Annotated in this window: 25 protein-coding genes; 11 read left to right on the forward strand and 14 right to left on the reverse strand. The window is 45.2% G+C overall.

The genetic code is table 11. The features are described 5' to 3' along the window. Nucleotides 1-189: 189 nt before the first annotated feature. The 4 genes from malQ to QUA58_RS22855 all read right to left on the reverse strand — a co-directional run bounded on the left by malQ (nucleotide 190) and on the right by QUA58_RS22855 (nucleotide 5114). On the reverse strand, nucleotides 190-1698 hold the full coding sequence (gene malQ, locus QUA58_RS22840; RefSeq protein ID WP_333248609.1) for a 4-alpha-glucanotransferase: 1509 nt from the start codon (nucleotides 1696-1698) through the stop codon (nucleotides 190-192). A gap of 463 nt (nucleotides 1699-2161) precedes the next feature. After that, the gene (locus QUA58_RS22845; RefSeq protein ID WP_333248606.1) at nucleotides 2162-2287 is read right to left on the reverse strand and encodes a photosystem II protein Y; all 126 of its coding nucleotides are present in this window, start codon (nucleotides 2285-2287) and stop codon (nucleotides 2162-2164) included. A 206-nt stretch (nucleotides 2288-2493) separates the two neighbouring features. Continuing rightward, on the reverse strand, nucleotides 2494-3252 hold the full coding sequence (locus QUA58_RS22850) for a MinD/ParA family protein (protein WP_333081123.1): 759 nt from the start codon (nucleotides 3250-3252) through the stop codon (nucleotides 2494-2496). A gap of 71 nt (nucleotides 3253-3323) precedes the next feature. Continuing rightward, nucleotides 3324-5114 carry a CHASE2 domain-containing protein gene (locus QUA58_RS22855; RefSeq protein WP_333396159.1) on the reverse strand — a complete coding sequence of 597 codons (1791 nt, stop codon included), beginning with the start codon at nucleotides 5112-5114 and terminating at the stop codon, nucleotides 3324-3326. 391 nt (nucleotides 5115-5505) lie between these two features. On the opposite strand from QUA58_RS22855, the gene QUA58_RS22860 reads away from it, so the two are divergent. The 5 genes from QUA58_RS22860 to QUA58_RS22880 all read left to right on the forward strand — a co-directional run bounded on the left by QUA58_RS22860 (nucleotide 5506) and on the right by QUA58_RS22880 (nucleotide 9966). Then, on the forward strand, nucleotides 5506-6246 hold the full coding sequence (locus tag QUA58_RS22860) for a DUF928 domain-containing protein (protein ID WP_333396161.1): 741 nt from the start codon (nucleotides 5506-5508) through the stop codon (nucleotides 6244-6246). A 141-nt stretch (nucleotides 6247-6387) separates the two neighbouring features. After that, nucleotides 6388-7122 carry a DUF928 domain-containing protein gene (locus tag QUA58_RS22865; RefSeq protein ID WP_333248598.1) on the forward strand — a complete coding sequence of 245 codons (735 nt, stop codon included), beginning with the start codon at nucleotides 6388-6390 and terminating at the stop codon, nucleotides 7120-7122. A gap of 54 nt (nucleotides 7123-7176) precedes the next feature. Continuing rightward, complete coding sequence (locus QUA58_RS22870) at nucleotides 7177-7971, forward strand: HAD family hydrolase (protein WP_333248596.1); 795 nt, start codon at nucleotides 7177-7179, stop codon at nucleotides 7969-7971. Nucleotides 7972-8502: 531 nt separating this feature from the next. After that, nucleotides 8503-9720 (forward strand): DNA double-strand break repair nuclease NurA, encoded by a 1218-nt coding sequence (locus QUA58_RS22875; RefSeq protein ID WP_333248594.1) that lies wholly within the window; start codon nucleotides 8503-8505, stop codon nucleotides 9718-9720. Nucleotides 9721-9747: 27 nt separating this feature from the next. After that, nucleotides 9748-9966 (forward strand): hypothetical protein, encoded by a 219-nt coding sequence (locus tag QUA58_RS22880; RefSeq protein ID WP_172184703.1) that lies wholly within the window; start codon nucleotides 9748-9750, stop codon nucleotides 9964-9966. Nucleotides 9967-10183: 217 nt separating this feature from the next. Here QUA58_RS22880 and QUA58_RS22885 read toward each other — a convergent pair whose 3' ends face one another. Further along, nucleotides 10184-12253 (reverse strand): ABC transporter ATP-binding protein, encoded by a 2070-nt coding sequence (locus QUA58_RS22885; protein WP_333248917.1) that lies wholly within the window; start codon nucleotides 12251-12253, stop codon nucleotides 10184-10186. 133 nt (nucleotides 12254-12386) lie between these two features. Between QUA58_RS22885 and QUA58_RS22890 the strand changes: the two genes are divergently transcribed. Beyond that, nucleotides 12387-12746, forward strand: coding sequence for a GNAT family N-acetyltransferase (locus tag QUA58_RS22890; protein ID WP_333248592.1), 360 nt, complete (start codon nucleotides 12387-12389; stop codon nucleotides 12744-12746). Between the two features lie 246 nt (nucleotides 12747-12992). Further along, on the forward strand, nucleotides 12993-13514 hold the full coding sequence (locus QUA58_RS22895) for a GNAT family N-acetyltransferase (RefSeq protein ID WP_333248590.1): 522 nt from the start codon (nucleotides 12993-12995) through the stop codon (nucleotides 13512-13514). Nucleotides 13515-13584: 70 nt separating this feature from the next. Here the strand turns inward: QUA58_RS22895 and QUA58_RS22900 are convergent, their stop codons facing one another. Continuing rightward, on the reverse strand, nucleotides 13585-14907 hold the full coding sequence (locus QUA58_RS22900; protein WP_333309523.1) for a tetratricopeptide repeat protein: 1323 nt from the start codon (nucleotides 14905-14907) through the stop codon (nucleotides 13585-13587). 273 nt (nucleotides 14908-15180) lie between these two features. Here QUA58_RS22900 and QUA58_RS22905 point away from each other — a divergent pair, with 273 nt between their 5' ends. From QUA58_RS22905 to hisC, 4 genes are all read left to right on the forward strand, one after another. Beyond that, the gene (locus tag QUA58_RS22905; RefSeq protein ID WP_333309528.1) at nucleotides 15181-16242 is read left to right on the forward strand and encodes an esterase-like activity of phytase family protein; all 1062 of its coding nucleotides are present in this window, start codon (nucleotides 15181-15183) and stop codon (nucleotides 16240-16242) included. Between the two features lie 173 nt (nucleotides 16243-16415). Next, nucleotides 16416-17270 (forward strand): alpha/beta hydrolase, encoded by an 855-nt coding sequence (locus QUA58_RS22910; RefSeq protein ID WP_333396164.1) that lies wholly within the window; start codon nucleotides 16416-16418, stop codon nucleotides 17268-17270. After that, entirely contained in the window at nucleotides 17267-17980 is a 714-nt protein-coding gene (locus tag QUA58_RS22915; RefSeq protein ID WP_333396166.1) for a glycerophosphodiester phosphodiesterase family protein, read from the forward strand. Before QUA58_RS22910 ends, QUA58_RS22915 begins: the two co-directional genes overlap by 4 nt. A gap of 44 nt (nucleotides 17981-18024) precedes the next feature. Further along, nucleotides 18025-19071, forward strand: coding sequence for a histidinol-phosphate transaminase (gene hisC / locus QUA58_RS22920; protein ID WP_333396168.1), 1047 nt, complete (start codon nucleotides 18025-18027; stop codon nucleotides 19069-19071). Between the two features lie 72 nt (nucleotides 19072-19143). Here hisC and QUA58_RS22925 read toward each other — a convergent pair whose 3' ends face one another. The 8 genes from QUA58_RS22925 to QUA58_RS22960 form a co-directional block, all read right to left on the reverse strand. Further along, nucleotides 19144-19626 carry a type II toxin-antitoxin system VapC family toxin gene (locus QUA58_RS22925; protein ID WP_333396169.1) on the reverse strand — a complete coding sequence of 161 codons (483 nt, stop codon included), beginning with the start codon at nucleotides 19624-19626 and terminating at the stop codon, nucleotides 19144-19146. Then, complete coding sequence (locus QUA58_RS22930) at nucleotides 19620-19916, reverse strand: antitoxin family protein (protein WP_106150941.1); 297 nt, start codon at nucleotides 19914-19916, stop codon at nucleotides 19620-19622. The genes QUA58_RS22925 and QUA58_RS22930 overlap by 7 nt, the downstream gene beginning before the upstream one ends. A 46-nt stretch (nucleotides 19917-19962) precedes the next feature. Beyond that, nucleotides 19963-20763, reverse strand: a complete 801-nt coding sequence (locus tag QUA58_RS22935) for a class I SAM-dependent methyltransferase (protein ID WP_333248577.1) — start codon at nucleotides 20761-20763, stop codon at nucleotides 19963-19965. Nucleotides 20764-20906: 143 nt separating this feature from the next. Beyond that, nucleotides 20907-22550, reverse strand: a complete 1644-nt coding sequence (locus QUA58_RS22940; protein ID WP_333396171.1) for a 2-isopropylmalate synthase — start codon at nucleotides 22548-22550, stop codon at nucleotides 20907-20909. 241 nt (nucleotides 22551-22791) lie between these two features. Continuing rightward, nucleotides 22792-23313 carry a LabA-like NYN domain-containing protein gene (locus QUA58_RS22945; RefSeq protein ID WP_006633075.1) on the reverse strand — a complete coding sequence of 174 codons (522 nt, stop codon included), beginning with the start codon at nucleotides 23311-23313 and terminating at the stop codon, nucleotides 22792-22794. Between the two features lie 336 nt (nucleotides 23314-23649). Further along, complete coding sequence (locus tag QUA58_RS22950) at nucleotides 23650-24300, reverse strand: response regulator transcription factor (RefSeq protein WP_333248574.1); 651 nt, start codon at nucleotides 24298-24300, stop codon at nucleotides 23650-23652. 648 nt (nucleotides 24301-24948) lie between these two features. Then, entirely contained in the window at nucleotides 24949-25374 is a 426-nt protein-coding gene (locus QUA58_RS22955; RefSeq protein ID WP_333396173.1) for a ferredoxin, read from the reverse strand. 26 nt (nucleotides 25375-25400) lie between these two features. Continuing rightward, nucleotides 25401-25652, reverse strand: a 252-nt coding sequence (locus QUA58_RS22960; RefSeq protein ID WP_333396174.1) for a hypothetical protein, incomplete at its 5' end; no start/stop codon positions are given.

Raw genomic sequence — 25652 nt, forward strand, 5'->3', positions numbered from 1 at the left:
AATCTGTGTTGCATCTGCCCTCATCTGCGGTCAAACAAAGAGAATTTTTCGAACCGCAGATGACAAGGGATTGACGCGGATTAACGCAGATCAAGAGTAGAGAGATAGGAATAATTCCGATGCTAACAGATTTGATATTACCCATTAACAATTACCAATTACCAACTACCAACTACCCCTTACCGACGCTCAATGTTTATTAGGAGCGCGGCCGGAGATGTAAGTCATGCTTTTGAGCCGATCGCGCACCTCCCAATTCAAAGCTTCAGGCCGATACCGCCAGCCCCAATTTCCCTCTGCTTTCCCCGGAAAATTCATCCGCGCGTCGGTATCCAAACCCAACAAGTCTTGATACGGCACAATTGCCAAATTAGCAATAGAAATCCAACCCATGCGGATTAAAGACCAGTGAATTCCTTGGGGATCTATGCAGCCCAAATAACGCAAAACCTCATCTCTTTCGTAGTTTTGCAGTTGATTGAACCAGCCCACAGTCGTGTCATTGTCGTGGGTTCCGGTGTAAACTACGCAGTTGCGATCGTAGTTGAAAGGCAAAAAAGGATCGCCAGGGCCAGCACCGAAAGCAAACTGCAAAATCTTCATTCCCGGAAACTCGTATCGATCGCGCAAAGCTTCCACTTCTGGAGTAATCACCCCTAAATCCTCAGCGATAATCGGCAAGTTACCAAACTTCTCGTTAATTACATCCAACAAAGCTGTTCCCGGCGCTTTAATCCACTCTCCGTACATCGCAGTTTCTTGCCCGCGTTTCACCGCCCAGTAAGCCTCAAATCCTCGAAAGTGGTCGATCCGAGTCACGTCTACATAAGCGAAAATCGCTTCAAAACGCTCCACCCACCACTCAAAATTAGTTGCTTGCAACTTCTCCCAATTGTATACCGGGTTGCCCCACAATTGACCTGTATTGCTGAAGTAATCCGGGGGAACTCCCGCCATTAAAGCTGCTTCTCCGGTGGCTTCATCCAAGCAGAATATTTCTCGATGAGACCATACATCCGCGCTGTCGTGAGCTACATAAATCGGAATGTCGCCAATAATTTTAATGTCCCGCAGATTGGCATAGCGTTTCAACTCCGTCCACTGGCGAAAAAACTCAAACTGGACGTATTTGTAGTAATAAATCTCAGCATTTAGCTGCTGGCGCCACTTCTCTAGCGACTCTGGTTCTCGACGGGCAATTTCTGGTTCCCAATTGTTCCAGCTAACACCGCCAAAGTTGTCTTTTAGTGCCATAAATAAGGCGTAATCTTCCAGCCAACTCTCTTTGCTTTCGCAAAAAGCTGAGAATTCTTTTTGCTGGATGGGGGATGCTTTGGCTTTGAAGTTTTCGCAAGCTTTTTTGAGCAAAGGCACTTTCAGGGCGATCGCCCGCTCGAAGTCTACATAATCGAGCGGAAATTCTGGTAAATTAGCGAAGTCTTCATCGGCGAGCAATTGGTCGTCCCGCAGCAGTTCTGGGTTGATCAGCAGCGGATTTCCCGCCATTGCTGAATAGCACGAATAAGGAGAATTGCCGTATCCTGTCGGCCCCAGCGGCAATACCTGCCAGTATTGCTGGTCGCTCTCTACTAAAAAGTCAATAAAGCGATATGCTTCTATTCCCATGTCTCCCATGCCAAATCGACTGGGAAAGGATGTGGGGTGGAGTAGAATGCCGCTCGATCGGGGAAAAAGCATAATCTATCTAAAGATATAGGATTTAAACATTGACAATTTGACCTATCTTCCCTACCCGTTAAACTTCGCAGTTTTTAGGGCGATTGTTAGGGCAAATACTTTTGTGATTGTCTCATATTTTCTGCGATAACGTGCTTACCCAATATTTTTATGGAACTCTACTCAGAAGTTATGAGTAGAGTTCAAAACATCAAAATCCGAACTTACACGATCGCCCTGCTTTCACAGCTAGGTTTTTTTACCCAGGCTCGTTTGCTGCAATAAAGTATTTTGCTTGATCGCACCCGGTTTCTGCTTAATTTTTAAATCTAACTTTTCTTTTGTTTTCGCTCCATCTCTCTGCAGTCGTAAATTGCCCGCCAAAAATCAGCCATCACTTAAGCAGAGCCAATGCACAAATCAGCCGACTGTTTTGTATCACAAAAAACAGTCGGCTGCGGAATTACCTGAAAAGAGGCTGAGTTTAAGCTTGCTTGTTCAACATTTTCTGCACTTGTTTGAGAGCTATAGTGCCGACGTTGTAAGCAGCCCAGCCGCCAGCCAACAATACGGGCATCAATACTATTAGTATGCGGAAGTCAAAATCCATGAGTTCTCCTCCTAAAGTTTTTTAACAAATTCTCATAATCTATTTGTATCTCATTTTGTCGCCATTCTCCTGACTCTTTAACCAAATATTGTCGCTGAGAAAGTTCCTCTGCCACTGGCAGCCGGATACGCAGGAGGACATCGCTCCCCAAGAATTGAGAGCGAAAGCGAAACTCCTGGGTGGGCGATCGGTCTTCGCTGTACCAATTATCCCACAATCTGTTTGGCAATCCCTTCCACCACCTTAGTTAGAGGGTCGTTAGGGAAGTGCAGCGCAAACACCCCCTTGCTGGCGAGCAGCATCATCTTGTCGCTGTGGGGCAGTACCCCTGCCACTGGGATTTTGTAAATACTCTCTACTTGCTGCTTCAAATCCTCGAAATCCAGCGATTCTGGGGCTTTATTAATCGTCATCAAAATCTTGGGAACTTCTAATTTGCGGGCCACATCTACCGTGACAGCCGTTCCCTGAAAATCTTGCTGATCCGGACGCAGAATCAGCAGCAGGATGTCGGAAATGGTGATGCTGAGGAGGGTTTCTTCGTTGAGCCCCGGGTGCGTGTCTATAAATAGGTAGTCTAAGTTCAAAACCTCGATCAGTTCTTGAAAGCCGTCGGTAAGCAGTCCCACGTCGTAGCCTTCCCGCAAAACTCGCGCTATCTCCCCTGCTTTAATGCTCGAAGGAATCAGGTAGAGGCTGCCGTTACTGGCTAATTTTGGCAGCAGCGAACTCACATTGTAGGCCGTATCCGCGATCGGACACCGGCCCCACAGGTAATCGTTCAGGCAGCGATCCATGTTGCTCTCGCTGAAACCGAACAGCACGTGAATCCCGGGCGATTGAATGTCTGTGTCCACAATGGCGACCCGATTTCCGCTGCGAGCGATAATAGATGCCAGGTTTGCTGTCGTGTTCGATTTGCCAGTTCCGCCCCGGTAAGAGTGGACAGAGATGATTTTGGACATGATCTGCGTATGAGCGTAAGAAACGGCGAGAATTAATTATGATGCAATTCTCGATGCAGTCGAGCTGTCTGTCATTCTTCCTTGCCCCCCAAATCCTCCTTGTCTGTTAAACTATCAATTTTTTCATCTTTTATCCTCTTTTCTGCGCCCCTGCGCTGCCGCATCTGTTTGGCTTTGGCTTGCAAATCGCTGAACTCGTCATCGGGTTTGGTTTCTGCTGAACTAGCACCCGAACAGGCATCGCTCGGGGTACCCGTTTTTGAGCTGCTTTCCAATTCAGTCACGGCGGCGCGCTGCTTATGCTGTTTGGCTTTTTCCTGCAACTGACCTAAGTATTCATCTGCCTGACTTTCGGCCTTGGGAAGCTCTGCGTTACTAGCAGTTATTTCTTGGGGATCGGAAGGTGCTTTTTCAGAGGTTTCTTGTTTGCTAATCCTCAGTTTATCTTTCTTTTGCTGCAATTCTTTAAAGAAATCAGATTCTGTGATTTCTGCGACTTGCTGTTCTTTTTTGGCTTGGTCTATTTCGATTTTGAAGACTTGTTTTACTCGATCGCTAATTGCTTTCCCGTATCCGGCTTTATTAAATCTCTCTGCTGATACAATGCTACCGCCCGTTAAGATTAATGCTAAGGCTGGCGCTGCCACAGGCACCCACCCTCCCAACAGAAAAATCCCAAAGCTGATCGCGCAGCACCCGGACAGCAGTGCTGCGAATGTCACTGTCAACTTCGCTGGGTGAGCCATCCGCGATGCCAAGGTTCCTCCCACAATTGACCATCCCGAAATCCACAAGATTTCTGCCCATTCCGGCCAAAACCAAAACATCGGTCTGTTGTCTAAAACGGCACTCAAAATTTGGCTGACTACTTGTGCGTGTGCCACGATACCAGGCATGAATTGGTTGCTTTGCTGTCGCCCACTGTAAGGAGTATAAAAGAAATCTTTAACGGTTTCTGTGGTGTAACCGATGAGCACTATTTTATCTTTAACTAAATTCGGGTCAACTTTCCCTTCTAAAACATCGGTGATTCTGACTTGGTTTGCGACTTGCTGCTTGGAACGATAGTTAATTAATATTTGATATCCCCTGACATCGGCATTTTTGTATCCTCCGTCATTGCTTGCTAGTTGTTTTAATTGGGTTTTTCCCAGCCATAAAGATTGATCGGGGGCGAGTTTGGGAGAGATTTTTTGCCCTTGCAGGTAGCGGAGTGCTAGCTGGAGGTTGAAGGAATATAAAACTTGAGAATCGTCATTGCAAAAATGTTTTTGGGCCGAGGAGTTGCCCTCAATGGTCGGCGGTTTCATAAATAATAAAGCCCTGCGGAGTATGCCACCCGGATCGACTCCGAAATCTGCAAATCCGACCCGGTTTTCTGGCAGCCCCGGCGCAGGTGGAGAACCTGGATTGTCGGGGTTCCCGTCGGTGACTAAACATACCCCGATAATGCGATCGCTTTTTTGTAAAAGTTTAGTTAATTCCTCGCGCCCGTCTCCTAAAGGTACGTCTCGCAGTACATCTAAACCGATGACTGCCGGCTGCATTTTGTCAAGTTTTTGTAAGATTTCAGCTATTTTGCGATCGGATATCGGCCACTGTTTCAGTTTCTGAATGTCTGCTTCGGTAATCCCCACAACTAGCAAACGCGAGTCTGGCTGTTCTTCGGGACGCCACCTCACCATTTGGTCGTAAGCGCTTAATTCTAATGGTTCGAGTATTCCTAGCTGTCGGGCTCCCATCAAGGATAATGTTACTGCCGCGCTGGCAATTAATACAGACTTAGCCAATGCTAGTGATGGTTTATACATTAGACTCAATTGAGCCGCTGCCGATCGAATGTTGTTAGATATTTTACTCATCTGAATCCTTACGAAGCCCCGTGTCTTTAGACCGGGGTTGCTTACTATCCCAGCATAAAAGTTTGACTCGTTTCTGGAACAGTAGTTGTTTCACATTTCCCGCCTGCTGGAGACTTCCTCCATCTTAGAACACTCGGAAACTCCGACCACTTTGTTACAAAAATTTACAGTACGTGGCGAGCAACTGTATCCAATGATACTTGCGACCTAGGCAAGCTGATTTTTCCGACAGAGAATCACTTGCCGTTCGAATTAATTAATGTTATTGATGATATGTCAAGGTTTAAATTGTGTATCTGCGCCCTCGACTAGCCCTCGACTAGCATCTCAAAAATATTTGTCGCCATCAGCGAATGCCTGTGTTTGCAATTATAGTGAAAGGTACAACAAAATGAAACGTTTTCTACATCGGGCTACACTTGCGATCGCCGTATCTGCGATCGCAGCTACCCTACCCAGTTCACTGGCACCGATGCGCGCACAATCTCAGCCGCTTCTACTGAGTCAAAATGTTAATTTCAAGCCTCCCGACGTAACAGCCCCGGCCGGCCGACAAGGAGGGACACATCGTGGCAACAAGCTTTGTCCAGCGGGTTTATCTATTACTCCTTTAGTCCCTCCAACTAATATCGGTTTAACCTTAACAGATTCTCCCACAATTTTTGTCTATATTCCTAACACCTCGCCCGAAATTGAGTTTACTTTGCTCAACGAAAACGAGGACAAAGTGGTCTACGAAAAAACCTTTAAACTTGAAAAATCGGGGATTGTTGGAGTTAGTATTCCTGCCACCGTAGACAACAACAAATCCCTTGAAGTTGGCAAGCGATACGTATGGTCATTTTCGATGGTTTGCGACCCCGAAGATCGATCGGCGGATTTAGTTGTTAAAGGGTTCGTGCAGCGCATAGAAGCCCAGGCAACTCTCAAGAGCGATTTGGCAGATCCCGACCCGATGACTAGGCTCAACGTTTATGCTCAAAATGGGATTTGGTACGAAACTCTTGCTACTTTAGCCCAAATGCGGCGCCAGACACCGGAGGATGTGAAGCTGACAGCCAAGTGGACGCAATTATTGCAGTCCCAAGGACTGGAATCAGTTGCAGCTCAACCACTGGTTGCGCCTCTTTAAATCTCGCTATTTCTTAAAGTTTTGTCAGTCTTCCGATGGCGATGTGAAAATTAACCCATTTACTCGATCGCGCCCGGGGTTAACACTCCGGGTTAAAATTAGAGATGCAATCTATAAATATTTCTACAAGTTGGTGGAAAAATGAAACGTTTTATACATTTTACTGCACTGGTGATGACTGTATTGGCGATCGCAGTTACTCTCCCCAGTTTGCTTACACCGATGCAGGCTGTGCCTGCACCCATTCTGCTGAGTCAGAATGTTAATTTCAAACCCCCAGATGTAACAGCCCCCGACAACAGGCAAGGGGGGACGCATCGAGGCTGTAAGTTACGGGATGGTTTATTCATTACTCCCTTAATACCTGAAAGCAATATTGGCTTAACGCTAACAGAGTCGCCAACATTTTTTGTATATGTTTCTCAACCGGCGGCTCAAGTAGAGTTTATTTTGCTAAACGCAGATGAATCAGAAGTAGTTTACGAAACTACTTTAAAAAATGACAAAGCCGGAATTGTTGGAGTTAGCCTTCCTGAGAAAGACCCGACAAAAAATATTGAGGTTGGTAAGCGATATGTGTGGTCGTTTGCACTAGCCTGCGATCCTCTGGAGCGTTCTGGAGATTATATTGTTAAAGGATGGATGCAGCGAATTGAACCCCAGGGAAATCTCAAGAAGGATTTGGCAAATCCCGACCCTATGGCTAAGGTGATTGCTTATGCTAAAAATGGGATTTGGTACGAGACTCTTGCTACTCTAGCCGAAATGCGACGAAAAGCTCCTGACGATCCGATGCTGAAAGCAGAGTGGACGCAATTGTTGCAGTCCCAGAAACTAGAAGCGATCGCCGATAAACCGCTAGTTCAGTCTTTTTAATCGAGACTATTCACCCAAATTCCAAATCCCAAATCTAAAATCTAAAATCGCTTGATGACTAATAACTCTCCAACAATTCTAGCCCTTGATTTTGACGGTGTGATTTGTGACGGACTAATCGAATATTTCCAAACAGCTTGGCGCAGCTACTGTCAAATCTGGAAACCAGTCGAAACAGTGCCAGATCCAGATTTAGCTTTGAGTTTTTACCGAGTGCGCCCCGCCATCGAAACTGGTTGGGAAATGCCACTGCTGATTCGCGCACTGCTGACAGAAATTACGGAAGAGCAAATTCTGCTGGATTGGCCCAATATTGTACCCAATTTATTGACCGAAAATAATTTGAAAGCCCAGTCTGTCGGCGCTATGTTGGACGGATTGCGCGATAACTGGATTGCTGAGGATTTACCTGGGTGGCTGTCTTTGCACCGTTTTTATCCAGGGGTAGCCGATCGCCTGCACTCTTTGCAGGATAGTTCGGTTAAAGTGGCGATCGTCACTACGAAGGAAGGTCGTTTTGTCCGAGAACTTTTACAGCTAGCTGGCGTACAAATACCGTCGGAGTTGATTTTTGGCAAGGAATACAACAAGCCGAAACATCAAATCTTGCGAGAATTTTTGGCAGCGTCTGGTAAAGATTCGATTATTTGGTTTGTAGAAGATCGGTTAAAAACTTTGCTGTCGGTGAAGCAGCAGCCGGATTTATCTCAGGTGAGGTTGTTTTTGGCTGATTGGGGTTACAATACTTTGGCAGAACGGGAATCTGTGGCTCAAAATCCACCAGTTCAATTGCTTTCTCTGTCGCAGTTTGCCGGAGATTTTGCCGATTGGCTGCCGCTCGAATCTTGATGTTAGATTTGTTGGCTGGTGGGTTTTTTTTCGATTGCCAGAGTCAAAAAAAATCCACAATTTTTTACATTTTGGGGTTGACTGTTGCGGCGCTGGCATGGTATTTTTAAATAATGGGATGGTTGCGAAAATAATATTTTTAGACGCACTCCCATTATAAGATAAACATAACAGGAATTTTCAAAAAAAGCAAGGATATTGAAAAAAAAAATCGATTTTTTTTTGATACAGTTTTGGAGGCTATCTTGAGCTGAAAAACCAGATTTTATTACTGTTCCTACGGGTTATAATCTGTGTAGTTTCGTCCGTCAAACCCAGTTTCTGGCAAAAAAAAGCAAGCTTCGGAACCCAAAATTTGAAAAGTGTTTTGATGATTTCTCAGATTTAGGGCTGGCGCATCGGGTGAGAAACCCGGTTTCTAGGAGTTTTGGGTCCAGGAACGAGAAATAGAAGGAAGAAACCGGGTTTCTGAGTCGCAAGTGCGATCGCTCCATCAACTTGAAAGCTTTCTAATATTGAGACTTAAAACTAATGCTCGATTTAACTAAAGCAGCTAAGGCAATGCAGGGAATGAGCCAACATTTGAATGTGGAAGCTCAGGCGGCTCGCCAACGTTTGGAAGTGGCTCAGAATTTGCTGGTTAAGGCAGCAGCGGGACAAGAAAAATTGGTGGAATTGCAAGAGAATTGGCACGATCGCACTTTATTTAATGCTGCTACGCCGATCGAGCCTTTGGGCGATCGCACCTACATTACCGCACCCCCCGCCGCTCACACAGTCTTCGCCACAGACGGCTCGCAAATTTCCCCCAACCATCACGAAATAGCCTACTGCTACCTGCTAAACGTCGGCACAGTCATGCTGCACTACGGGCAAAGCCGCCACCCAGTTTTAGACAGCGTACCCGAGGTTTTCTACAAACCCGAAGACTTGTACGGTTCGCGACAGTGGGGAATTAGAACAGAAGAATGGATGGGATACCGGCGCGCCGTTTCCGAAGCAATTGCCTTAGCAGAAATGGGCTGCAATTGGGCAAAAGTTAACGACAATAAATTGCCCGCGCCAGCTTTAGCAATGGTAGATGGTTCCCTGATTTATTGGTTTTTGGAACAGTTACCCAGCGAAGCGCGCGATCAAATTTTGCTGCCAATTTTAGAAGCTTGGGACAAGTTGCGTTTAGCAGGAATTCCGCTGTTAGGATACTTAAGCGCTTCTCGCAGCAGCGAAAGTTTATCTTTTTTACGGTTTGAAGCTTGCACCCACGAAGTACCAGACTGCATGACAAATTGTCCGAACGTCGGATTTGCCGCCACAATTTCTTTCGCCGAAAAAGCACCTTGTCAAGAATTTGAACCTTTGCGGGATGCCATATTGTGGGCAACAATCCTCTCACCGGGACAAAGAAGCCCTTTGTGGAAATCCCAAGCTCGAATTTTAGATTTGTACGGCCTCAATTCAGTTTATTTCTGTTACGTTCACGTTGGCACAGAAATTGCTAGAATAGAAGTGCCGGAATGGGTAGCACAAGATAAAGCACAGCTAGATTTAGCATTAGGAATGATGCTGGCTCAAGTACACAAAGGCGGCGGGTATCCGGTGACGCTAGCAGAAGCTCACAATCAAGCGGTAGTCACGGGGGGCGATCGAACTCGCTTTTTCGCTTTGTTAGAGCAGCAAATGATTAAAGCCGGCTTAAAAAATGTCGGAATTTCTTATAAGGAAACACGGAAGCGCGGCAGTATTGCTTGAATCAAACATGACAGTAAAAAATGTTATATGCCAATAGAACTAATTATCTTAATCGCTTCCTTACTTGTATCTTGGCTAGTCTTTAATTGGGCGTTTAAAGTGTTGAAAGCCAGCATCGGAACAGCGATTGCTTTAGCAGCAATTGTGCTGGCGATGCAGTTATTGTTTGGCATCGGGCCAAATCAGCTTTTCCAACATATAATTCACTTGCCGGAAACCCTAGGGAAAATGATTTCAGGCAAGTGAATCAATTTGAGATTTTGGATTTTATATTTTAGATTTGTTCTCACATCTAAAATCTAAAACCGCAAATCTGCCGACTTTAGGAAAAATATTCCCTCTTCCTTCCTTAGACTACGCTGACTGACAAGTCTTTTTACCCGATCGCGTAGCCTTCTTCCTTCGGTCAACTGTCAACTGTCAACTGTCAACTGTCAACTGTCAACTGTCAACTGTCAACTGTCTAACTTCCCAGCATTTGCAACTTGTACAAACTGGCATACAACCCTTCTAGCTGCAACAACTCTTCGTGGCTGCCCGATTCTACTAACTGCCCGCGTTTGAGCACTAAAATACGATCGACATTTCGGATAGTCGAGAGCCTGTGGGCAATAATTATCGCCGTTCTGTCCGCCATCAAACGCTCTAGAGCTTCTTGAATTAAAGCTTCCGTCCCCACATCCAAACTAGCAGTTGCCTCGTCTAGAACTAAAATACTGGGATTGCGAATAGCGGCGCGAGCAAAGGCTAATAATTGCTTTTGTCCCCCCGAAAGATTGGTTCCCCGTTCCCGCAATTGCGTATCATAACCTTGAGGCAACTGTTCGATTAAACGGGCAACATTTGTCTTTTCTGCTGCTGCTTGAATTTCCTCAATCGAGTAACTTTCTCCCAGGCTGATATTGCTCTTCACGTCACCAGCAAAGAGAAAGCCATCTTGGATAATTACGCCTATGTGCCTGCGTAACTCTGCTTGAGGCAAATCCCGAATATCGACATGATTAACCAGAATCCGTCCTCGGCTAGGTTCGTAAAGGCGGCACAGGAGACGGATAATCGAACTTTTGCCCGCACCGGTGGGGCCAACTAATGCTACTTTTTCCCCGGATTTGATGGTGAAATTGAGGTTTTGCAGGACATATTCGTCTTCTTTGTAAGCAAACCACACGTTGTCAAATTGGATTTCTCCCGATTCAGATTGCTTTGATTGGGCATGGGCAAGTAGGGATTTTTGATTGTTAGTGGATAGGCGATATTCAGAAGTTACAGGAGTTTGATTATTCTCTACCAATTCTTCCTCATTTGAAGATAAATTATAGGCAAGTGCCTCTGGATGACCTGCCATCAGCAACGGCGAATAATATTCCCTTCTTCCCTCTTTCTTCTTCCTTCTTCCTTCTTCCTTCTTCCTCAAATCCGTTACATCCGTTACATCCGTTACATAATCCGTTGCCGAACTTCCTTCTTCCTTCTTCCCGCTAGTTGGATCTTTAATTTCGATCGGTTCGTTGAGAATATCGCTAATCCGTTCGACAGCGGTAAATCCTGCTTGAATTGCAGTGAATTTCTCAGCAAATTGCCGCAGCGGATCGAAAAGACGCTGAGCAAATAAAATAAATGCCGAGAGAGTACCGAAGTTAAGATTACCGGCTAAAACCCTTTGGCCGCCCATCCATAAAACGGCTGCGATCGCCACTAAAGCAATCCATTCTAATGTCGCAGATACGGCGGAGTCGTAAAAAATAGTTTTATCGACTGCTTTAATGTAGCGTTTATTGGTGACTCTAAACAATTCTGAGTTGAATCTTTCGCGGCGGAATAGCTGCACTACGCCAATACCAGTCAGGTTTTCTTGCAGTTGGGCGTTGAGCTCGGACAGTTCTTCTCTGGTATTGTAATTTGCTATGCGATATTGGTACTGGAAATAAATTATGACTGCGGTAATTGGTATCATCATCAGCACCAACATTAAAGCTAGTTGCCACTGCATGGTAAACATGAAAATGGCAATTACTAAAATTGAAAATAAATCGCTGACAATGCCGATCGCCCCTGAAGAGAAAACCTCTCCCAAAGCTTCCACATCGCTGGTGAGGCGAGTCATCAATTTACCGACAGGAGTGCGATCGAAAAATCTCACTGCTAGCGATGTGACGTGGGCGAACAAATCATTTCTAATATCAGTAGTAATTATTTGCCCTACTTTCGTGACTAAATAGCCTTGAACTGATTGCAGTGCTAATCTAAGTGTTATAGTTAGCATGAGCAAAATAGCCAAAATATTCAAGGCAGCAGAGAGAGGCAATCCCCGCAAGAATTCGTAGGTAGGTTCCGAGCGAATTACCGAAATGGCCTGCCCGATGAGAATGGGTTGAATTGCTCCTGAGACTGCTAGCGGTACTAATAGTGTGATCGAAATAATCAGCAAGCGTTTGCTGCGGGTTGCATAAGATGCCAACCTCATGAATAACCGCCAGTCTGTTTCCTGGCCGGATTTGTTTTTGGTGTCTGCTACTGGTGAGGAAATGGTCATTGATGGCAAAAACTGTACAATTTATCTAAGTCATAATTGTAACAAATAACTAGACCAAGCTCAAAAAACAGAACACCCAGATCCCCGACTTCATAAAGAAGTCGGGGATCTAAAGAAAGGTTATAATGTCATCATGCAAGAGATAGAGACAGCCCGATTGTATCTGAGACAATTTAGGCCAAATGACTTAGATGAGCTGTACCGCATCTACAGCGATTCAAAAGTGATGAAATATCTGAGCGAAGGCGTCAGAAGTAGAGAAGAAACAGCAGCCGATTTATTTGAAATAATCGCTGATTGGGAAAAACACGCTTTCGGTTTGTGGGCTGTTGTCAATAAACAAAACAACCAGTTAATCGGCGACGGGGGGCTGCGATTTTTAAGCAAAACACCTGAAGTAGAAGTCGGTTACGTGTTAGCAAAAGCGTATTGGGGGAAAGGTTTAGCATCGGAAGTTGCGGCGGCCAGCATCAAGTACGGATTTGAAGTATAGAAGTTAGAAAAAATAGTCGCAGTTGCAGATACCGAAAACAGATCCTCGCGGCGGGTAATGGAAAAAATGGGGATGAAATACCAGCATAACTTTGACTATCGCGATCGAGTATATTATTCAATCTCGCGAAAAATCTACCAGTCAAAAGTAGTTGAGTTGAGTTAAGGAAGGAAATCCAACCAAAATGTTTGTAGCAAGACTTATCAAAACTGGTATCATAATCTAGTAGTAGAAATTATATTAATCATGCAAGAAATAGAAACAGCCCGATTGTATCTGAGACAATTTACGCCAGACGACTTAGATGAGCTGTACCGCATCTACAGCGATCCGGAAATCATGAAATACCTCGCAGGAGTTAGAACTAGAGAAGCAACAGAAATCGCCATTCATACCATGCTCAAACGTTGGGAAGAAAACAACTTTGGAATGTGGGCTGTAGTACATAAAATAGACCGTAAAATGATTGGTCGCTGCGGACTTGGTTTTCTGGACAACACACCGGAAGTTGAGCTTGGCTATGTACTCAACAAACTTTATTGGAATCAAGGATTGGTGACAGAAGCATCTTTGGCTAGTCTAAATTATGGATTTGAAATATTACAGCTTGATAGAATAGTTGCGATCGCCCGCCCAGAAAATATCGCCTCGCAGCGGGTGATACAGAAAGTTGGCATGAAATATGAAAAAAATGCTCATTATTACGAAACAGATGTAGTATATTATTCTATATCGCGAGAAAGTTACCAGTCAAAAGTAGTTTTGTAGGGTGCGCTAGGCGCACCTTACTGCATTTAAATTACTCGCATCGCAGATTGGCATTATTGTCGGCTGACAACTACGAAGTTTTTTGCAATTGCTTGTTAACTTTCTGAATTTTCTTAGCAAAATACTCTTGTCGGTGTCCCAATTTTTTAGCCACTTCTAACCCTTTTTGATAGGATTCCAAAGCCTTATCGTAAGCCTTCATCTCTTGATAAACTTGACCGATATTGTCATAAGCGTTCATCAATCCGTAGAAATTGTAAGCCCGCTCTTCTAACAGCAACTGCATTTGATAAATCCGCAAAGTCTGCTCCCACTGCTTTTGCGCTCGGTAAAGCAATGCTAATTTATCCAAAGCTTCGCTAGCTTGGGCATACTGTTGAATGGGGACGGCTAAATTGTATGCTTCCTGATAGTATTGAGCGGCTAAATTGATTTGGCCTATGGTTTGGTAATCGCTGGCGATCGCAATTTTGAGCGGTGGTATGGCGCTGGGATTTTGCAGGTTGACATACACTGATGCTAGTTTTTCACGGGCGGCGATCGCCTTTAGGGGTTGTTTCGACTGCTGGTAAACGTAGGCCAACTGTCTCAGAGTATCTACCTCAGTTGGAGGAGTTACAGGCTGCGGCGGCGCGCCGTTTCCCGCAACTACAGCAGAATTTGGCACAGCCGAATTAGCAGCAAATAAAGCGCGGTTTTCCTGAATTAAAGTTGCCAATTCCTCATACACCGGAGCAGCTTTATCGTAACTCAGCCAATTGATGTGAATAAGTGCGAGATCCTTCAAAATCTGACCTTCAGCCAATATATCTTGCTTTTGGCGCGCATTTTCGAGAATTTGTTGGTAAACTTCTACAGTCGGCCCTTTAGCGCGCACCTGCTGAAAAGCCGCAACCAAGGTGGGGAGCAACTCAGTATTAAGTGGTACTTGAGATTTGACTTGTTTTTGAATTGCTTGCAACCGTTTAGTAATAAGCTGTAGTTCGAGGTTTTTACCGTTACTCCAAGCAGCACTTCCCACCCGACTCAAAGCAGCAATTTCTGCCGCCGGGCCCAGATACCTCCGCAGCCGCAATTCTCGGAACCAAATTTCAAAAGCACCCGCGCCGTCTCCAGCTTCCAGTTTAGTCGCTGCTTCTAAGTTTAACTCCTCCAAAGCCGCTGTCAGTTCGTCCCGCTGAGTGCTGCTCAAAGATTCGTTAGCGGGAGCTAGGGGATCGGGTGTGGTAATTTCTAGAGGATTAGGAGAAAATTGATCGAGGCCTGGTGGATTAGTTTGGGCGCTAGCAATAGAACCAGCACACAGCCACAAGAAAAGCAAGCACCCAATTGGCACATAACTTCTCATTCTCAAAATTGGGTTGCCGCGATTCGGCATCTCTTCTGGAAACATCAAGTTTTGCATATCTACAAAACGGTATAAATTATGTCACAAAGATGGCACAAAAGCAAACTGTTCAACAAGAGCAACAAAATAAATTTTACCGCACTCAGCAATTATATTGATTTAAAGACGCTGGGCGATCCTCTTCGTTGGCGTAGCCCCCGTAGGGGCGGGCTTCGCCAACGTATTTTACGCTTATTTAGTTTAGCCCTAATTGTCTTAACTGTTTGCACAGCTTGCGCCCCCCCTTCCGCAGTTGCAAAAGACCGCTCTTTTCCAGAAATGTCTCTAGAATTTTTGGGCGAATACCAATTGCCAAAAATCAATTTTGAAGGAGCACCAGTCGGCGGTTTGTCAGGAATCACCTACGACCCCAAAGGTATTAGCGCAGTCACTTCTAAAGCTTATCGCTTTTACGCTCTTTCCGACGACCCCAGCGAAAACGGAGAAGCGAGATTTTACAGTTTGAGACTCGACCTCACATCAAGCGATTCAGAAAATATTCGCCTGAAAAAAGTTACCGTTGAAGGCGTTACATCCCTCAAAAAAGCAGACGGTGAAACCTTCTCTTGGGGTTCCATCAATCCCGAAGGCATCGCCTTTTCTCCCCGCAATTCAGTATTTGTCGCCAGCGAAGGCGTTACTCATGTTGGCATCCCTCCTTTTCTAGGTGAATTTGACCTCAAAACAGGGCAAATGCGGGGAAATTTGCCGATTCCAAAGCGCTACATTCCCGATGCCAGCGATGAAAAACAGCAGCAAGGAGTGGTGGACAATTTAGGTTTTGAATCTTTAACCATCGACCCAGAAACTTTTAGTCCGGGCGGTCTCGATCCGTTTCGTTTGTTCGCAGCTACGGAAGCGCCGTTAATGCAAGATTTAGACCCGGAACAGGCAAACAAACTTCGTCTTTTACATTATGTTATCGTCGATAAAACGCCTCAATTAGTCTCGGAAAATCTTTACATCCTCGACCAAGTTCCCATGACTATTTTGAACGGTTTAACAGAATTAGTAACTGTCGGTGGCGGTCAGATTCTGAGTTTAGAACGTTCTTTTGGGCTGTCGGGATACAGCGCTAGGATTTATCAAGTAGCGGTTGGGGCGGCTACAGATACTTCGAGAATCCAGAGTTTTAAAGGACGAGTGGCCGTCGAACCTATTAAGAAAAAGTTGCTGCTAGACTTAAGCGAACTCGGAATTCCGCTGTACAATTTAGAGGGAATGACCCTCGGGCCGATGTTGCCAGATGGCAGCAAAAGTGTAGTTTTGGTCAGTGACGACAATTTTGATGAAGCGCAGAAAACTCAGTTTATTTTGTTAAGTTTAAAAAGGAAAAATTAGCTCTGAAGGGCGGGCTAGAAGCCCACCCCACAAGAAGACTTATTATTTGTGAAATAAGCCGGAAAGCCTGTTTAGGAAAACAGTCCAAGAAACTTCACTCTTTGTGGAACAGGCATCTTGCCTGTTCATAAAAAAGTTAAATCACATTTATCCAACTATAAAATACTTTAATTATGCCAACTCGTAAGACTTTGCACTTACCAGAAATTGAACTTTCCTACCTAGAATGGCAGCCACAAACTGGGCTAAAAAAAGTTCCGCGTTTGCTGCTACTGCACGGTTTAGCAGATAGTGCGTGTGTCTGGACGGGCTTGGGCAATTACTTCTCCAACCGCTATCATATTGTAGCGCCAGATATGCGCGGTCACGGAGAGAGTAGCAAACCGAAAACAGGCTATACTTTTGAAAGTGCGATCGCAGATTTAGAAGCTTTGATGGCACATCTCAACTGGCCTGATGCCCATATTGTAGGACATTCTTGGACGGGAAAACTAGCACCGATTTGGGCGAGACAAAATCCCGATCGCTTTTGCAGTATGATTTTAGTAGACCCCATCTTCATCACCAAACTGCCCGCCGTGATGAAACTCACCCTCCCCATTGTTTACCGAAAATTAGATTGTCTCAAATGTGTGGGCCCGTTTGCGACTTTATCCCAAGCAGAAGCAGCAGCAAAACAATCGGGAGAATACGCAGATTGGAGTGACGTGCAGCAAAGGGTATTCCAACACCAAATCGAACAAAAATCCGACGGAAATTGGGGTAGTAAGTTTGCGATTGCTGCCAGAAATCAGATATTTGTAGAAGTGATGAAAGTTGCCGGTTTAACTGAAAATATTGAGATACCGACTTTGTTTGTACAGCCGGAAAAAGGCGTAAATCGCATGGATTGGCAAATGCAGCCGTACAAGAAATACTTGAAAAATCTTACCGCTGCAAAAGTACCGGGGAATCACTGGTGTTTTTTGACTCAACCGGAAACTTTTAATCAAACTGTGGCAGATTTTTTAGAGGGAACAAGACAGTGAATTTAGAAATTATCGCACATCGGGGATTTTCGGCGATCGCCCCTGAGAATACTTTAGCAGCTTTTGAACTGGCGATCGCCCGCAAAGCTAATTCGATCGAATTCGACATCCAGCTATCAGCCGACAGCGTACCGGTGATTTTTCACGACACAACACTAGATAGAATCACTGGATTTTCTGGTAAAGTCAGGGAAACAAACCTGTCACAATTGCAGAAACTTGATGCGGGAAAATGGTTTAGCGATGAATTTTCAGGACAAAAAATTCCTACTTTCGCAGAAGCATTAGTTATCCTGAAAAAAGTTGACAAATTTCTCTATTTTGATGTCAAGCCCCATTGCGAATGGTCGGATGCAGAAGTTGCGGATTTTGTCAATACTTTGAATGGTGCAGGAATCAAAGAAAAATGCGTTATTACCTCGTTTAGTGATGGATTTTTGGCACAAGTGCGGCGGCTAGATGGCGATTTGGCGATCGGACACATTGTTGCTAATCTAGAAGCATACAAAACTCAATTATCTCAAGCTGTGGCGTATCAAGATCGCTTGATTAGCAGCCAGTATCGCATTTTGCTGGAAAATCCCGCACTGATTCAAGAAAGCCGGAGTCAGGGAGTTGACATTGTGGTGTGGACGGTGGACGATCCAGAAGATAGGCAAAAATTAATTGATTTGGGTATAACTCGGATTGTCACTAATTGTTTGATATGATCTTTTTTAACCGCAGATTAACGCAGATTAACGCCAGATAATAGATGAATTATTTTCGCCAAAGCATCCAGGAAATGTCGGGTTACGTGCCGGGAGAACAGCCACCGCTAGGCACAAAAATTATTAAATTAAATTCTAATGAAAATCCCTATCCGCCTTCTCCAAAAGCCTTAAAAGTGCTTCAAGAAATAGACGGAGAAATGCTGCGGCGCTATCCAGACCCAACGGGTAAAAAATTCCGCATCGCTGCTAGTCAAGTTTTGGGAGTTCCTGACGATTGGATTGCTGTAGGTAACGGCAGCGATGATTTATTGAACTTGATAGTTCGTGCTGTGGGCGAACCGGGAAAACAGATTGTTTGTCCCGCGCCAACCTATGTATTGTACCGCACTTTGGCACAAATTCAAGATGCAGAATTTGTCGAAGTTCCCTATCCAGACGACTACCAGTTACCAGTCGATTTGCTAATAGGAGCCAGGGGTGCTGTGACATTTGTAGCCTCGCCCAACAGTCCATCGGGAACAGCTATTTCTGTGGCAGATTTGGAGAAACTGGCTCAAGAGTTATCGGGTATTCTTGTCATTGATGAAGCTTATGTAGATTTTGCAGAAGAAAATGCTTTGGAGTTGACAAAAAAGTACAGTAATGTTATAGTTTTGAGAACGCTTTCCAAAGGTTATTCTCTAGCAGGATTGAGGTTGGGTTTTGCTATAGCAAATCCGCTGCTGCTGGCTGAATTAAATAAAATTAAAGACAGCTACAATGTTGATGCTGTAGCTTATGCGGTGGCGGCGAGTGCGATCGCAGATTCAGACCACAAAACAGCCAACGCCGAAAAGATTAAGGCTTCGCGAGCAAAACTAGCAGTTATCTTCAAGGAATTAGGCTTTGAAGTTTGGCCTTCGCAAACCAACTTTTTGTTAGTCAGACCGCTGGGCGGCGATGCAGAAAGAATTTATCAAACACTGAAAGAACGGGGAATATTGATTAGATACTTCAATCAGCCGCGATTAGAAGACAAATTGCGAATTAGTGTAGGTACGGAAGAACAGAATCAAATATTAGTTAAAACTTTGAAGAAAATCCTCTAAATAACCACTTCAGCAATACAGGTTCGTAGTGCGGACTTTAGTCCGCAGCATAAGAACGGACTAAAGTCCGCACTACGAACCGTTTGATGAGCGATAATTATTAGGATTGTCGATCGCCAACCCGGCCGACTGAGCAATATTCAGCAGCCTGTTGTCCGCCGAAACAAAAATTAGTTGAGTTTCTGGCATTGATGTTAAAACAGATTGAACCCGCAAAGCAGCCGCCAATTGCACAGCATCACAAGCCCGCAATGGATATTGAATAATCAGTTCACCCGCCCTTTCAGCTAGTACCTCATCAACTTCAATAACTCTATACCGACTATTGAATTCCGATCTAAAATGTTGAATTAGTGTAGCAACTTCCGCAGCATTTATACCACCTTCACGCTGTCTGCGTGCAAAAGCACTAAGAACTTCCACCCAGGTGATGCGGACGAGAAGCAGCGAGTTACCCGTCTGGGAATCCGTGAGAGTCTTGATCCAAGGGCTGCCAATTTCAACCACATATCTTTTGATGAGAGCGCTGCTATCCAAAAAATAAATGTTTACCACGGCCCGCGATCCTCGATAATCATTTCAGACAGAGGCTTGCCCGGTTTTGCCCCTAACTTTTTAGCCAATTCATAAACATCTTCATCGGTTACAGCCTCGACATTCTGGGGAGTGTTAGGTAGTGGAGTCACCAATCCTCGATCGACCAACAACTGGATTGCCAATTCTGCCTGCTTTTTGGGATCATCAGGCCAGAGTTGAATCTGCACAGTTTCCCCATCTTGGAAAGACACAGAACTCAAGGGGCGAAAAACCCCGTTTTCGTAGATAGCAGTAATAGTTTCTGGCATAATTAGCTTCTTAATTAAATGCTTAGACTTATTGTACTTCTTTTAATTACTTTGTTGCTACCACAGCCAAATTCCAAGCCAACCGCTTCATCAAAGGCAACTTCTTTAAAAACCCATCCAACGTTTCCAATCGAGAGTATTCCGGCTTCAATCTCTCTTCTTCAAGAATAATCTTCTTCCAATAACGCTCATCATTCGGATGCACTTTTTCGATCAAATAAAAACGCAAAAAAATCCACAGCGAGGTCAACCAAAACGTATCGTAAGCCGTCTCCGAAAACAGAGATTCAACAAACTTGACAATATTAATATCCAAAGGAGTTTCATCCTCAGTTCGCACCTCAGTAGCCATCTTGCGGTAAACATTAATCACCGGATTGTGCTTCATCGGGTCCCAAAAACAAGCTTTACCGCCCGGTTTCAGCACGCGCTGCATTTCGCGAATTGCTTTTTCTGGTTCCGGCAAATGGTGCAATAAATTAGAAGCGTAAACAATATCAAAACTATTGTCTGGGAAATCTAGCGCCATTGCATTTACAGTACAACCTTCGATTTTGACGCCGTTTGTCTCTGCCAATTTCAGAGCAACTTCTACCATGCCCTGAGAATAGTCAGCCGCCGTACATAGCGCCCCTTTTTTAGCGAAATAAACGCTATTTTCTCCCGCGCCGCAGCCTAAATCTAAGAGGCGTTTGCCAATGATATCGCCCATTTGCTGGACGATGAATCTATTTTCTGGGGCTGTACAAGCTTCAAAGTAATCATTGACTCGGATGCCATCAACGTCGATTGTCGATGCCCAAGCATCATGGAATTGTCGCTCTTTTTTTAACGTTTCGTCTTGCATTTTTTTAAGTGTTTGTTGTTTGTAAAAAAATTAATTTGAAACCGCAGATGAACGCGGATTAACGCAGATTAATTGAGATTTATCTGCTATTATCTTGGTTCGTCTGCGGTTTGTTTTAAGAAATATGCCTGACAATAAATTTATCAGCGCTGTACTTCTGCTGCAACAACTTCACTTCTGATTTTAGTTGGCTTTTCCGATGCTTTTTCAGCACTAGACTGTAATGACACGTACAGTCGATTTAAAGCGCTGATGTATGCTTCTGCGGAGGCGACGATAATGTCGGTATTTGCTGAGTGTCCAGAAAATACTTTGCCTTCATGGCGCAACCGAATTGTGACTTCGCCGATCGCATCTATGCCCGCTGTTACCGATTGTACAGAAAACTCGATCAACTCATTCGGTACGTTTACCACCCGGTTAATTGCCCTGTAAATCGCATCCACAGGCCCAGTGCCGATCGCAGCATCGGTCAATTCTTCGCCCGCCGGATTCCGCACAGTGACTGTTGCTGTCGGGCGAGATTTGTCGCCGCAGGAAACCTGTACCAATTCTAACCGGAACAGTTCCGGTGCTTGGTGGGCTTCGTTGTTGGCGATCGCCTCTAAATCCCAATCAGTAATCTCTTTTTTCTTGTCTGCTAAATCTTTAAACTTGACAAAAGCCTTATTCAGCTCATCGTCGGCCATTTCAAAACCCAACTCTTTCAAGCGAGTGTGAAATGCGTGGCGGCCCGACAATTTACCCAAGACGATTTGATTTTCCGTTAAGCCGATCGACTCAGCGTCCATAATCTCGTATGTCAGCTTATTTTTCAGCACTCCGTCTTGGTGAATTCCCGACTCGTGGGCGAAAGCATTGGCCCCGACTATCGCTTTATTTGGCTGCACCAACATCCCCGTTAAATTGGAAACCAAGCGGGAAGTTTTGTAAATTTGGCGCGAATCAATATTCGTCAGAGGTTCGTCAGAATCCGCAGGCCGGCCCAAGAACGGATTAAAATATTGGCGCCGCACGTAAAGCGCCATTACCAACTCTTCCAAAGCAGCATTTCCCGCCCGTTCGCCAATGCCATTAATCGTGCATTCTAACTGTCTGGCGCCATTTTTCACAGCTTCCAAAAAGTTAGCAACAGCCAATCCTAAGTCATTGTGACCGTGAACCGAAATAATTGCGCGATCGATATTCGGCACATTTTCCTTAATTCCCCGAATCAAAGCCCCAAACTCACTCGGAGTAGTGTAGCCCACAGTATCGGGAATATTAACAGTAGTTGCACCGGCTGCGATCGCCCGTTCTAGAACCTGATACAAAAACTCCGGTTCCGAACGACAAGCATCTTCCGGCGAAAACTCCACATCATCCACAAAAGACTTAGCGTAAGCCACCATTTCCGGCACAATTTCCAGAATCTCAGCCCGCGTCTTTTTCAGCTTATATTCTAAGTGAATGTCAGACGTAGCCAGAAACGTATGAATTCGCGAATTTACCGCTGGTTTCAGAGCTTCGGCTGCTGTTTTGATATCCGGCTTTCTCGCCCTTGCCAAACCGCAAATTGTCGGCCCATTTTCCGTGCCGACCGATCGCGCTATTTTTTGGACGGCCTCAAAATCTCCCGTGCTGGTGAAAGGAAAACCGGCTTCAATCACATCCACGCCCAATCTTGCTAACTGGCGAGCAATAGTCAGCTTTTCATCCACATTCAGAGATGCACCCGGAGATTGTTCTCCGTCCCGCAAAGTCGTATCGAAAATAATAATCCGGTCTTGACTTGGTTGAGTTTTCATAGCTCTAAAAAAGTGTTTTCCTGATTTTTACTTGTCCGTTTTTCTGGGCAATTATTGCCAGTCACCAGTCTTGTGCTTCGCGCCCATAACAAATAATTAATAATCAATAACCCATAACGCCTGACTGCTGACTAATGACTAATGACTAATGACTAATGACTGATGACTGATGACCAATGACTAATGATTAATGAAATCGGACTGCTTCCCTGTCAACTGTCAACTGTCAACTGTCAACTGACTAATAATCCATCTTCTCGATATGTTCCCTAATTTCATTTAGGTCTATATACCTATCTGTAGCATTTCGTAACTCTCTAGCAATCATTCCTTCGGTTGATACCACAGTAATATGAGTATTTTTCGAGCGGAGCAGCTCGATCGCCCGCTCAAAATCTCCATCCCCGCTAAACAGCACAACTTGGTCGTATTGATCCACGGTATTAAACATATCAACCACAATCTCTATGTCTAAATTAGCCTTTTGAGAATATCTGCCCGAAGCATCGTCGTAATATTCCTTAAGAATTTTAGTGCGAACCGTGTAACCTAGACTAATCAAAGCATCTCGAAATCCCCTTTGATCTTGGGGGTCTTTCAGACCCGTATACCAGAAAGCATTGATCAAGATGACATTCGGCTGCGAAGTTTTGAAATATTCGAGCACCCTGCGAGGATCAAAAAACCAACCGTTCTTTTGTTGAGCGTAGAACATATTGTTCCCGTCCACAAAAATAGAAAGGCGGTTCATTAAGTTTGTCATAGAAACTTAGACCTAATAATTGTAGAAAGAAGTTAATCTAAATATCACATTTTAGCAACATGGAGCTAACTGAGGCAATAGATTAGACTTCAGAAAACTCCATCTCCCCAGTATTTCATATTTTCGGCTCTACCGCCAGAGGGTTCTTTTAACCCTGCTTGCTTTTGAGCGAGGGGCCCTCACAAACTATACGCCTAGTAACTCAATACCGGCTGCCGTGTCAAGGTTAATGGCGCCTTCAAACTACCGCGCCCACCGCCCTACCGCCAAGCAGGCATACCGAAGCGCATAGCAGTAGATTTTGCTCCCTGATTTCATAGTGCAGACTACCTCCGCTCAAGCCTTTTTGCTTTCAAGAGCCCAGCGAGCTAACTCTGTCCGGTTGTGCAGACCTGTTTTGCCCAGCATATTGCTGACGTGGCTTTCGATAGTCCGCTGGCTGACATTCATCACGTCTGCGATCTGGCGGTTTGCCATACCCTGCGCTAGCAACTGTACCACCTTTAACTCAGTGGGAGTCAATTCGACATTGCGGCGCGCCTTAATTTTGGGGCCACTGTCCATACCGGGATTTGAGTGGCGAATCAAGCGGGATGCTGCTTTCAGAGAAGATTCCACTTGGGCTACCAGTTCTTCTGGTTCAAAAGGCTTGACTATATAAACGTCAGCCCCAGTGCTCAAGCCTTTTACTCGGTCTGAACTTTGACCTTTTGCGGACAAGAAAAGAACCGGAATCCAGCTAGTGCGAGGGTCTTCTCTGATGTGTTTGACTAAAGTGTAGCCGTCCATTTCCGGCATCATCACATCGCAGATAATCAAGTCGGGAACTTCTTGTTCTAGTTTTTCCAGAGCGTCTCTGCCGTTTTCTGCTGTAATGACGTTGTAACCCCGAAACTCCAAGTAGTCCTTGACCAGCAAGATCAAGTTGGGGTCGTCGTCAACCAGCATCAGCCGTTTTTGATCTCCTGAATTATTGTCCTTTGTCATGTTTATTGCCGCTAAAGTATCCCGCACGCTTCCTTATTTTCACTTCTGTCTTTTCCGTCAGTCCCCCGCCACCCGGCTGGGGGTGGAGGACGACGGTCGGCTGAAGGGATGGCGGTGAGGGAAAGCGGGGCGGGTATTACCGCTTTCCAACCTATAATTGACTGCTGTTTGTGAGTGTCTTACGACCTGGAACGCAGCCCAAACCTGTAATCGACGATCGCCCTGTCAAGATCAGCCTTGATTGATTGGAGATTCCCTAACAGATCCCAAGTTAAATATTTAATCTTGATCGGTTCAATTTCAGGTTAATGCCCCGATTTTAAATGATACTTCTGATATAGAGAAATTTAAGCAGACTCCCTACTTACGTATTTAACTGTTTCTAGTGTAGTTTGGCAACCTGCTTAGTGTCTGCCACTGAGAAATTTTTGCACAAAATTTCACAGTTCCTGTGATCGATTTTTTTACTGTACCTTTTGAGAAACACAAGGAACACGGGAAGCCGCACAAGGAAGACAAGAATCTAACTACAGTTTTATTGAACTGTAGCAGGTGCGATCGCCCGGACGCCAAACTGTCTCAAATTCTCACCCTTAACCTTAAATTTAACACTTTACCTATAACCCTGTACTTTAAACAGCGCTATACTTAAATGTTTGGCTCCGCCTCAGCACGCACAGGCAAAGGATGAGTCAAGAAAGCGTATTCTTGAACTACCTTTGAGTTTAGGAGATGTTCCTGAATAATTCTCTCAATGACGGGTGGAGTAACGTCGCGATACCACACTCCGTCTGGATAGACTACCATAATCGGGCCCGACGCGCACACTCGCAGGCAATTGGCTTTCGTGCGAAAGACGCAGGTTGGTCTAGTGGCACTTGGCTTGTCCAACCCCAATTCTTGCAAGCGTTTTTTTAAGTAATTCCACGCCTCCAGACTGGTTTGCCGATCGCAGCACTTGGGCACGGTTTGGTCGGCACAGATAAAAATATGCCGCTCGATTTGAGCGATTCCCAGGCTTTTGACACAAGCCCTCAAGCCTTGGCTGCAAGATTCCTCGTTATTTTCTGTCATTGTCTTCATCAATCAAAAGTAATTGGTTAGCGATCGAAAGTCATCACCACTCTCCCCCTCTCCCACTCTCCCCCTCTCCCACTCTCCCCCTCTCCCACTCTCCCACTCTCCCCCTCTCCCACTCTCCCCCTCTCCCACTCTCCCACTCTCCCCCTCTCCCACTCTCCCACTCTCCCCCTCTCCCACTCTCCCCCTCTCCCACTCTCCCACTCTCCCCCTCTCCCACTCTCCCACTCTCCCCCTCTCCCACTCTCCCCCTCTCCCACTCTCCCACTCTC

It is taken from the genome of Microcoleus sp. N9_A1 (assembly GCF_036701795.1).
Taxonomy (GTDB): Bacteria; Cyanobacteriota; Cyanobacteriia; order Cyanobacteriales; family Microcoleaceae; genus Microcoleus.